At 49.3% G+C, this 11,818-nt stretch carries 6 protein-coding genes; 4 read left to right on the forward strand and 2 right to left on the reverse strand.

All coding sequences use genetic code 11. From position 1 onward, the window contains the following. Nucleotides 1-616: 616 nt before the first annotated feature. Nucleotides 617-1,477 (reverse strand): helix-turn-helix transcriptional regulator, encoded by an 861-nt coding sequence (locus C5O19_RS15605; protein WP_104714250.1) that lies wholly within the window; start codon nt 1,475-1,477, stop codon nt 617-619. A gap of 1,110 nt (nt 1,478-2,587) precedes the next feature. Here C5O19_RS15605 and C5O19_RS15610 point away from each other — a divergent pair. The 4 genes from C5O19_RS15610 (at nt 2,588) to C5O19_RS15625 (ending at nt 10,485) form a co-directional block, all read left to right on the forward strand. After that, nucleotides 2,588-5,635, forward strand: a complete 3,048-nt coding sequence (locus tag C5O19_RS15610) for a SusC/RagA family TonB-linked outer membrane protein (protein WP_104714252.1) — start codon at nt 2,588-2,590, stop codon at nt 5,633-5,635. A gap of 18 nt (nt 5,636-5,653) precedes the next feature. Continuing rightward, a complete protein-coding gene (locus tag C5O19_RS15615) occupies nt 5,654-7,525 on the forward strand; it encodes a RagB/SusD family nutrient uptake outer membrane protein (RefSeq protein WP_104714254.1) in 1,872 nt (623 codons plus the stop codon). A 384-nt stretch (nt 7,526-7,909) separates the two neighbouring features. After that, nucleotides 7,910-9,133 carry a PQQ-dependent sugar dehydrogenase gene (locus C5O19_RS15620; protein ID WP_104714256.1) on the forward strand — a complete coding sequence of 408 codons (1,224 nt, stop codon included), beginning with the start codon at nt 7,910-7,912 and terminating at the stop codon, nt 9,131-9,133. A 326-nt stretch (nt 9,134-9,459) separates the two neighbouring features. Further along, on the forward strand, nt 9,460-10,485 hold the full coding sequence (locus C5O19_RS15625; protein WP_104714258.1) for a hypothetical protein: 1,026 nt from the start codon (nt 9,460-9,462) through the stop codon (nt 10,483-10,485). A 141-nt stretch (nt 10,486-10,626) separates the two neighbouring features. On the opposite strand, the gene C5O19_RS15630 is transcribed toward C5O19_RS15625, so the two are convergent. Then, complete coding sequence (locus C5O19_RS15630) at nt 10,627-11,805, reverse strand: acyltransferase family protein (protein WP_207766443.1); 1,179 nt, start codon at nt 11,803-11,805, stop codon at nt 10,627-10,629. Nucleotides 11,806-11,818 lie beyond the last annotated feature (13 nt).

Raw genomic sequence — 11,818 nt, forward strand, 5'->3', positions numbered from 1 at the left:
CTTTGATCTGAACTATTGAGCCGACCTAACAACAAAGCCAGAGCTGGCAAACTGGCTAGCTAGGGCCATAGCTCAGGAAGAGGTCAGTAAGCGTCCAGTCCACCTCTTGTTTCTACTTGATCCGCTGCTGGCCTTAACCAAGGCCGTTTTTGAACTTTATCAAGCACTCGGCCTAGAACTCCTGCCCCACCTTTTCTACACTAATAGGCCGTTTTTTCGTTCCGCAGACGCTGCTGTTCTTTGAGACCATACGCATCTCATGCCGGGCATAGAATAGAACCAGAATGGATGCCGCCTTCAGAGTAACTGGTCTAAAACTAAAAATGCCCAAGCATCACCTAGGGATAGAAGAGAAAACCTCTCCCGCCTATAAGTCATTCCATAGGGCGGCTATACCATGAAGCAACTGAACGACCTCTGACAGCTGCAACGCAGTGGCCTGAATCTGGCGGTTACCGTTATGGGATGGCCCCTCATGCAATACTCAGTCTTGGTGAGGCACCCAAGGGAATTACCGGTATGTAAGTCACGTGGACTACTACCCAGCCGGATTTACGGGACGAAATCAAGTCTGTTGAAGGCAACCTAATGAAACTATTGCTCTGTACCAATCTCACTACATCCGATACGTACGAACGTACTGACTCGGGGGCATACCAACGATTTGTTTAAACTGCCGATTGAAATTCGACATGTTGGTGTACCCGCAGGACTCGGCAATCTGACTCATGGGTTCGTTGGACTCCCGGAGTAATCGGCAGGCGTTCTCAATTCGGATTTCATTGAGCAAATGAGAGAACGTTTTTCGCGTATGCTGGCGGAAAAAGCGGCAAAACGCCCCTGGGGTAAGGTTGGCGACATTCGCCACGTCTTCCAGGGCAATGGGCGAGGCGTAGTTTTGTAAGAGAAAGGAAAACACCCGCTCCAGTCGAAAATGATCATTCGGACGACTGGGACGTCCGTAAGAAGTTCGTGACAAAATCTCCCGAGCTTCGTCGTTGACCAGTTTATCAAGAATCTTCAGTAAGAACAAAAACTGATGGAAGGGCCGCTGTTGGGGTAACTTCCGAAATTCTTCCAGCAGAGCATTGTCTTCCTGACAGCGAAGTCGCACCCCGTACTTGGCCTCGTGGAGAAGTTGTTGCAGATGCATGACTTCCGGAAATTGCATCCAGTGCTGCTCGATGGCCTCGGTCAGAAAAAACAGATTGGTGGAAGTAACCCGATCCTGTTCCTGACCGCCAGGAGGAATGCTCCGAAGTACGTGGGGTAAGTTACTGCCCAGCAACAAGACATCATAGGGCTGAAAATGATCAATCCGATCCCCTACGATCAGCGTCCCCTCGCCCCGTTCAATTAAGGTCAATTGTACTTCGGGGTGAAAATGCAACTGAGCATAGAAGGCAGAGCCGTCGTCTACCTGAATGCGGAAGGACCGCTGATCCACACTGGGTACCCGAAACAGTAGTGGTTTCATAACTATCAAAACGATATAATGTGAAGGAATAGAGCACGTGTATTTTTACCGGTAATGGCTTAGGTAGTATACTAGAGGTAGCTGGGCTGTAGAAATTTCTCCTGCTTGTTCATGCTGCTTGATACGTTACGATTAAACGTCTTCACCCGTTGAAATAAAGAGGAAACCGTTGCCCTAGCATACGCTTCAGAAACCCCTAGCAAACGAACCTCTCGAAGACTTTTAAATCGCAGAAACTTTAACGTATATTGATTGTCGTTATCCAAGCAAATGAACTCCGTCTGCTTTAGAACGTATCCGTTCTAGTGAAGCTTCATTTTTGTCAATTTCTGAACAAAGCCTATTGGTAAAATTCGTTGAAAGACGAAAATCATCTATCTCAAAGATTCACTAATAGTAATACAATTCTAACATATCCGAAGCGACAGAAAATAGCTATATCATTTGGAACATATTCTTTTGTACAGAATACTGTATGGCTAAATGCACAAAAATGATCTTTTTAATTTGAAAGAAGCGGGTGATTTTGCTGAAGAATTAGAAAAGTAAAGCGTAAGAGCTTACCAAATTTTGCATAATCCCTACGCAAATTGATACAAAAATGGCCGCCTAGCGGAAGAAGTGAAAATTGTATCAAAAGCTACAAAAACGCTACGCATCAAACGGTAAGACGTCTTCTATATTTGACTTAAGCTTCGTTACAGAGCCACACGATTTATCCATTCAAACACCAAACCATTCATTTTACTCTACCTATGAACACTTTTTCAACAACGAGTCAGTAGGCTGCCGTATCCCATCACACATTTTCAGAAATGTACATCAGCCTGGTCCGCCTTTGGTCGCTATAGCGGAACAGTACCTAACCGAACGATAGTACATTCTTCCCTTTAGAATTTCAGTTTAAATGTCCGCTTTTTGAACAGGCGGCAAGAAATACAGCATTGGTTTTCTAAAACGCATCCGCCGATAGCGATCGGACGGTGCAGGAAACGAATGACCAATTCATTAGCTCATTCAGGTTCAGGAATGAGCGTATCCACCTATTGCCCATTCAAACCGTGCGAGTTTCAACACGATCGCATGCACATCTCAATTAATCTCTAATGAATGAAAAATCTACTGTTTGTTACACTCCTTTTGTTGAGTGCCCGATTTGGTTCCGCTCAGACTGCTGAGATAAGGGGACACGTGGTTTCAGACACGAAAACGCCCGTCATCGGAGCTACCATACGGGTTAAGGGAACGACCCGGGGCTCCATATCCGATGCCAACGGTGATTTTACGCTACGGGCCAACGACCGCGATACCCTACAGGTCAGTGCGATTGGCTACCAGCCAGCCGAAATAGCAGTAGTATTGGGAATTCGGAATATCATTACTTTGATCGACAAGCAACAGGATCTCAATGAAGTCGTCGTCGTTGGGTTTGGTGAGCAGAAAAAACTGGCTCTTACTGGGGCGATCTCCTCGGTAGGAACGAAAGAATTAACGCAAAGTCCGGTTGCCAACCTCAGTAATGCCCTGGCGGGACGATTGCCCGGTCTGACCACCCTGCAAACCAGCGGTGAACCTGGTTACGATGGCTCGCAGCTCTGGATTCGGGGGATGGCAACCTTTACCGGAAACCAGAGTCCGCTAATTCTGGTGGATGGGGTCGAACGGGCGTTTGGTAGTATTGATGCCAACGAGGTCGCCACGGTTTCGATTCTGAAAGATGCGGCTTCTACGGCCGTATACGGGGTCAGGGGAGCTAACGGGGTGGTGCTGGTAACCACCCGCCGGGGTACGGAAGGCCGTTCCAGCATCACGGCTACCGTACAGCAGGGGGTACAGATGCCTACTCGGTTACCGAAATATCTGGATTCCTACGATGCCCTTACCTTGTACCGGACGGCTCTGAATAACGATGGCAAAAATTCAGCCATGTATACGGACGAGTACCTCAACAAATTCAGAGATCGCAGCAAGCCTTCCTACGAATATTTGTATCCGAATGTGAACTGGCTCGATGAAATGTTGCGCCCCTCCGCTACGATGATGCAGGCCAACATCAACGTTTCGGGCGGAACCAGCTCCGTACGGCACTTTGTTTCCCTTTCCTACCTACGTCAGAACGGACTTTACAATTTCGCCGATCAGATCAAGGATTATGACATTCAGGCTCGTTCGAATCGCTACAACTTCCGCTCGAACATTGACCTGGACATCAACAAATACCTGATGATGGAGCTGAATCTGGGTAGCATCATTCGGGATAACAATTTCCCACCGATTAGTGCGGGAGATATTTTTGGTGCCTTGCAATCCATGCAACCCTGGTTGTATCCGATGACTAATCCAGACGGCAGTATTTCCGGGTTGGATTCCAAGGCCACTAACCCCTACGGCCGGATGACGCAGGGCGGGTACCAACGGAATTTCGAGAATACCTTACAGGCCACCAGCGGTTTTACGCTGCAACTTCCCTTTGTTACGCAGGGCCTGAGCGTGCGGGGTCGGCTTTCCTTCGATTCCTACGGCTACCGGAATGTGCGTCGGATCAAGAATCTGTGGACGTACCAGTATTCACTGGCCGATGAAAACGAAACGGATCTGTCCAAGGGAACGTATCGCCGGATCTGGGAAGGTACCAATACCCTTAGCTATGATGTGACGGCCAATAGTAACCGCCGTACGTGGCTGGAATTGTACGCCAATTACAGTCGGATTTTCGCTCAAAAACACGCCGTGACGGGTATGCTTTTGTACAATCAGCAGAGTTACTTCGACCAGGTCGGAACAGGGGATGCCATTGGAGGCCTACCGTTTAAATACAACGGCTTTGTGGGTAGAGGGACGTATGCCTATAACGACACGTATTTTGCTGAGGTCAACTTTGGGTACAACGGGTCGGAAAACTTCCCGGCGGGTCGGCGGTACGACTTATTTCCCTCCATGTCCGCCGCCTGGATTATGTCCAATGAGGCTTTCATGAAAGAATTGTCCTTCGTGAGTCTGTTCAAATGGCGGGGTTCAGTAGGTACCGTAGGAAACGATAAAATTGGTCAGCGACGCTTCCTGTATCAAAGTACCTGGACCCTGGCTACCGATGGCTACCGATTTGGCCGAGATTATAATGGCGTTAATTACGGCGGTGCGGCAGAAGATATGCTGGGAGCCACGAATGTGACCTGGGAGAAAGCCCTCAAATACAACCTGGGTATGGATTTGGGCTTCTTCAATGATGCCTTGACCTTCACGGGCGATGCCTTTTACGAGCGTCGGAATAACATTCTGGCTCAGCCGGGTACGGTGCCTGCTACGCTGGGCATTACCAGCTTGCCGTACTTGAACCTGGGTGAAGTACAAAACAAAGGTTTCGAACTCGAAGCTCAGCTGCGGAAACGTTTCCGGAATATCAATTACTTCATCAAGGGTAACGTATCGTATGCCCAGAATAAAATCCTGCAAATGGATGAACCGAGTTACCAGGATCGTCCCTACATCAAACGTACCGGACGCAGCATCAACGAACAGTATTCGATGATTGCGGTAGGATTGTTTCAGAGTCAGGAAGACATCGACGCCAGTCCTGACCAGTCGCAGTACGGACGCATCATTCCGGGCGATATCAAATTCAAGGATATGAACGGGGACAACGTCATCAACGAACTGGATCGAGCCTACAACGGGAAGCTCACGGTGCCCACGACGATGGCTGGCTTTGCTTTTGGCGTTAATACGGGCAACTTGGACGTGAGCGTGTTATTCCAGGGAGCCTTCGGTGGTAACGTCTGGTTGACGGGTAACGCCGTTTGGCCCTTCGACGGTGATGTAGGGGTGATGGCGGATGTGAAAGACAACTACTGGACGCCCGAAAATCCCAATGCCAAATATCCTCGGCTGACCTCTTCCAACAACGTGAACAACAATCAGATTTCTACCTACTGGATGACTTCCCGGAATTACGTTCGTCTGAAAAACGTAGAAATCGGTTACTCGCTGCCGAAGACGCTTCTTAGCAAAATTGGCGTTAAAACGGCTCGCTTGTTCGTGAATGGTATTAACCTGATCACCTGGGATAAGTTGAAAATTTTCGATCCAGAAATTCCGAACGATTCGCGGAATTATCCCCAGCAGAAAGTCTTCAACGGTGGTTTAACAATTGGTTTATAAGTCTTTAGCACGGAACAAATGAAAAAGAAATATATCAAAATCCTTTTCCTGGCTGCCGCGACTCAGTTCGTTTCCTGTAAGAAGTATCTCGACGTAGTGCCTTCGGAATTGGTAACGGAAGACAAAGTCTGGGCAAACATCAACAGTGCCAACAACGTACTGGCTCACCTGTACAGTAAGTTACCTACGGGGTTTGGCAACAATGGTGAGTACATTAGTGATGAAGCCTGTGCGACGGATGAAGCCATTTTTCACTGGTACGCGGGCTCCGGACCTGAGCAGTATAACCTGGGTGCCTGGAATGCGGGAAATAACCCATACGGTAACTGGGAAGTTCGCTACCAGGACATCCGTAAGGCCAATATCTTCCTGGAAAAGATTGAATCCGTACCCATTCCGGCTGAACAAAGCTCGAAATACGCGGTCCTGATTCCGCAGTACGTGGCGGAAGCCCGATTCCTCCGGGCGATGTTTTATTTTGAGCTTTTCAAACGCTACGGAGCCGTACCGCTGATTACCCGTTCGCTGGATTACACCGATCAGAGCCAATACTCGGTTTCCCGTAATTCAACGGATGAGATCGTAAATTTTATCGTCAGCGAATGCAATGAGGTTGCGGGTAAATTACCCGACCATCATCCGGACGGCGAACTTGGACGGGCCAATAAAGGAGCGGCCCTGGCCTTGGCCGCCCGTACCTTACTCTACGCGGCAAGTCCTTTATTCAACGGAAATACCAAATACGCGTCAATTGTCAATAAAGATGGTAAGGCTCTGTTTTCCCAAACGTATAACCGGGATAAATGGCTGCGGGCGGCCGAAGCGGCCAAAAAGGTACTGGATCTGGATTATAAACTCTACACATCCACCGACCCGATCAATAGCTACGAAAAGCTGTTTTATACCCGGGAATGGCAGGAAACCATTCTGCCTTATAATCACCCCAACACTAAAATGATGGAACAGTACCACCTGCCGTATGGAGGTGCGTTCCGGGGCTGGTCGCATTATAGTCCCCTCGAAGAGCTGATCAGCAGCTATGAAATGAAAAATGGCAAGCCCATTACCGACCCAACTTCGGGTTATACCGAAACGGGCACTTGGACGGGAGCGATGGTCGGAGCCGATGGTACGACGAATTCAGTGACGCTAACCAATATTTCCAACCGTTACAAAGACCGCGATCCGCGATTTTATGCGACGATTTCCTACCAAAACAGTATGTGGGCGGCCGCTCGTACGCGAGTACCCATTCGCCTAGCTTGGTGGGGTAATGGACAAGCCAACGGTTCTAACGGCTGGCCCATGCAGGGGGGCGGTACGACGTCCATCAGCGGCTACACAGTCCGTAAATGGCTCGATCCTGCCGTTGATATTGGAAACTGGAATACATCACCCGAGGCTCGCCGTAATTACCCGATTTTCCGACTGGCCGAGTTTTATCTGGCCTACGCCGAAGCCCTGAACGAGTACAATGGTAAACCGACGCCCGAAGCCTATCAGGCCATCAATACGGTTCGGGCTCGCGTAGCCATGCCTGCTCTCCCCATCCTAGCGGCGGATCAGACGCTGGAAGGGTTCCGCAAACGGGTACAGAATGAAAATCGCGTGGAATTTGCGTTTGAAGCTCACCGATTCTGGGACGTTCGTCGCTGGCTCATTGCGGAAACCGTAAACAGTGGCCCCGTACACGGACTCAATTCCCGTCCGATGTCGGAAGAACTGCGGGCCACGGGACTGGACATCAATAGTCAGGAAGCGGGTTTGGCGGTATTCTATAAAGCCGTCCCCTTACAAACACGGGTATTCCAGTACCGCCATTACCTGATGCCCATACCGATTTCGGAAATGGACGTCAACCGTGAACTGGTGCAGAACTACGGCTGGTAATTTTTAGTACTTTCTCTACGGGCGAGACTCGCTAGCGTGTGTAATCGGGACGACACACGTTAGCGAGTCTCGCCGTTTTTACTTATCGAAAAAGTAGTGATTTATTCATCTTGTACAGGTTTCGGAAGATGTTTTAAATGTCCTGTTACTGTTCTTTCAAGATCCCTAAAAAAACCAGCTAAGGCAACGGGATGTATGATAGTCTGATGAATAGCTCCCTCCACAGCCTACTCTTCTGGGGTGGAATTCATTTTTTCTAGGGATTAGTAGCGAAGTTGAACTGAATGAAATTCCCCAACTACTATCCTTTGAGAATGCTTCCGTTCACGCTTCGCTCGTACTTGTAACCATTCCCACTTCACTCACGAATTACTCTTGACATCTATGAAAAAATCATTTCATTTCGCCCTGGCTTTGAGCGTAGTCGCTTTGTCCGCCTGTAACACCACCGATCATGAAGAATCGGGCCCGGTTGGTGATTTAGCTCCCGTAGAAACCCTTCCGGCCAATACCTCCTACCGACCCGCATTTGAAGGGCAAACCCGGGTAGCGGGGCTTCAAACTTCCGTCGGTTATGAAAGCCGAATCCTTACGCAATCGCTTCGGTCTCCTTGGGGAATCACTCCCCTACCCGATGGCCGATTGCTCGTTACCGAAAAAGCCGGTTCCATGCGGATCGTTACTACGGCTGGTCAGGTGAGTCAACCCATTACGGGTATTCCTCAGGTAAACCCGGCAGGTCAGGGAGGCTTACTCGGCGTACGGGTTGATCCGGATTTCGCCAGTAATCGACTCGTGTACTGGGTGTTTTCGGAGGCCGTTTCCGGTGGTAATGTAACCTCCGTAGCCAAAGGCGAATTATCCGCGGATGAAACCAGCATCTTCAACGCTCAGGTCATTTACCGGGCTACTCCGGCGTATAATGGAAACCTGCACTACGGTGGCCGGATTCTATTTGATCGGACGGGTCATCTGATTATCAGTACGGGTGAACGTTCGGATCTGGCGACTCGTCCCCAGGCTCAGCAACTGAATTCCAGTTTGGGTAAACTCATCCGAATCACGAAAGAAGGTCAGGCCGCAACGGGCAACCCCTTAACCGGGCAATCGGGAGCCCGTCCGGAACTGTATTCCTATGGCCACCGAAACCCGCAGGGACTGGCCTTGCACCCCGTAACCAACGATCTGTGGCAAGGGGAGCATGGTCCCCGAGGCGGTGATGAAATCAACCGTATTCAGCCGGGAGCCAATTACGGCTGGCCCACGATTACCTATGGTATTGAATATAGTGGCCAAACCATTGGCGGAGGTATTCAGCAGCAACAAGGCATGGAACAACCCGTCTATTACTGGGACCCCGTCGTATCACCTAGTGGCATGACGTTCTATACGGGAAACCGGATTGCTGAGTGGCAAAACAACCTGTTCATCGGCTCGCTCAGTGGCAAGCATATTGTACGTTTGGCGATTACCGATAATCGGGTCGTTGGCGAAGAGCGATTACTGGCTGACGAAGGACAACGCTTCCGGGATATTACGCAAGGAACGGATGGTGCCCTATACGCGATCACTGATGAGGGTCGTTTGTACCGCATTGATCGGAAGTAATTCAAATTCTGAATCCTGAATTTAGCAATCCCGCAGTCAGCTAAAACGCTCTGACTGCGGGATTGCTGTTGATATCCTCGTATCGTTCGTAAATCGAGTTCTCGTACCTCTGTACTAATCCAACTACCCTTTCATTGCAGCCTAGTACTCATCTCCCGCTTCCGTTTGTAAAGTACGGAATGCTCCATTCCACATACGCACGCTCTACCTTTTTAACATCTATGAATATACGTCGGATTCCTACTAAAACTGGTACAGAGTTTTTACCTAACCCTTTACTCACTTATTGAGTAATCACAATAAAACTTAAACTAAAAACATGATTTATGGAACGTGAACTTATTTATTCTGAACAACCCGGTTTTGTCAAGCGTATTTCCTGGAGTGCCGTGTTTGCGGGCGTCTTGGTTGCTATCGTTACGCAAATGTTGCTCAGTTTGTTAGGCTTAGGCATTGGTTTGTCAACCATTAACCCTGTGGAGGAACAAAATCCAACCGCAGGCTTAGGTACGGGGACTGCCATCTGGTACATCATTAGTAGTTTGCTTTCACTATTGGCCGGGGGCTGGGTAGCCGGAAGACTATCCGGTACAGCCTATCGATTTGATGGCATCATTCACGGCGTCTTAACCTGGTGCTTAGTCACATTAATAACCATTTACTTCTTAACTACTACAATTGGTAATATCATTGGTGGAGCGAGCCGATTGATGGGTGCAGTCGTTCGGACAGCGGGCTCAGCAGCGGGTACGGTAGCTTCAGCAGCGGGGCCGGAACTAGGTGCGGCCGTAAAAGATAAACTGGCTGAAAATGGAATTGATGTGAAGAATCTCGATCTCGGTGATTTACGTAACGAAGTCAATACGATCTTGCGGCAAACGGGGAACCCGGCGTTAAATCCAAATCGATTGGAGCAAAAAGCCAAACAGGCGGGTAATCAGGCAGAAGCTGCTGCGGAACGAGCAGCGGAAGATCCACAGTCTGCCAATGAAGAAGCCAATATGTTGTTTGGCCGTCTGTTTAAACAAGGTCAGGCCACGGTCAGTCAGGTAGAGCGGGAAGATGCCGTCAACGTAGTTATGAAACGGACGGGCAAGAGCCGGGAGGAATCCCAACAAATTGTCGACAATTGGATCAACAGCTATAAGCAGGCCGTAGCCAAGTTTGAACAAACCAAACAGGAGGCCGAAGCCAAAGCCCGTCAGGCGGCTGATGCAGCCGCTTCAGCTGCGTCAAAAGGAGCTATTTTCGGATTTTTCGGATTATTGTTAGGTATTGTTGCCGCCGGTATCGGTGCAAAACTGGGTGCGTCCTCAACGGAAAATCTGGCGGCGTATCGTCCCTCTTTTTAACTCATTACCCCACCCCTTTATAATCGGATGAATGGTCTGGCCGCTCTCCTACCGGGTAACGAACCCGGCAGGGCGAGCGGCCAGCCTTTTACGTAGTAGAAGTAATGGTAATTGATTTTGTACTAGTTGTTTTAAGGACATTTAGATTTTCAAAAAGAGCTTATTTCGATACAGAACGTACAGTAACGAGAGTTGAACAGCGGTTACGGCTAGTGCCTGAATAACGGGTTGCCAAGGCAGCGTGAAAAACTGGCTAAATCCATCGAACAAAAAATGAGCCGTATGAGCAAAATTGACAATACCATCGGAAGCCAGGTAGATTAAAATGGAATTGGTCCCGATCAGTACGAACGGAAATGCCCATTTTTGAAAGCCCTGCACATCAATAATATAGTAGAACACTGCAAGAAATACTAAACTCCAGCCCCCTACGTAGACGGTAAATGAACTGGTCCACAGTCGTTTGTTGATCGGAAAGATCTGATCCCAAAGCAAGCCCAGCAAAATCAGGCTTACACCTAAACCCAGCATGGCCAGCGTTTTCTGATTCATGGATCGGCGGGTATCTTTCAGTAGCGTACCCGTCAGCATACCCAGCAAAGCGGTAGCAACTGCGGGAATCGTAGAAAATAAGCCTTCCGGATCATACACCGTACGGTGGAGTTTTCCGGGCAAAAACAGTCGGTCGATATACGAAGGTAGCGAGCCTTCCGGAGTCAACACGCCCGCTCCAAAACCGGGTACGGGTATCCACATCAAAGTAGCCCAGTATCCCAATAAAATCAAAACCGCTGCTCCAATCTGCCCACGCGTAGAGGTATTCAGGAAAATGATACCCGCTCCCAGCCAGGCCAGGCCAATTCGTCCCAGTACACTGGCAAAGCGGGTTTGTTCATAGCCTTTAAACGCAAACAGGCCATTGACCACCATCCCCAGAAAAATCAGGATCAGGGTCCGTCGGAGCATGGATTGATAAATCGGCTTTTTAGCGGCGAAGGACAATTGCTCGGCTGAATCAAGTCCCGCCCGCTTGAGTTTTCCCTGTAATGAATACGGCATGGATACGCCCGCAATGAATAAGAAAAGCGGGAAGATCATGTCATAAAAGGTACACCCGTTCCAGTCGACGTGATGTAACTGAGAAGACATCCAGAGCAGCACCGGCCAACCGGTGGCTTTGGCCAGGGCGTGGATGATGTGCTCGCCGCTCATGATCCAGAACATATCAAAGCCGCGTAAGGCATCCAGCGAAACCAGTCGCCCGGTTGCGATCGGAGCAACCGGGGTACCAGGGGCCGTCAGGGCGGGAGATGATTTCATAACAGCTAAAAAC

The sequence above is a fragment of the Siphonobacter curvatus genome, from assembly GCF_002943425.1.
GTDB lineage: Bacteria > Bacteroidota > Bacteroidia > Cytophagales > Spirosomataceae > Siphonobacter > Siphonobacter curvatus.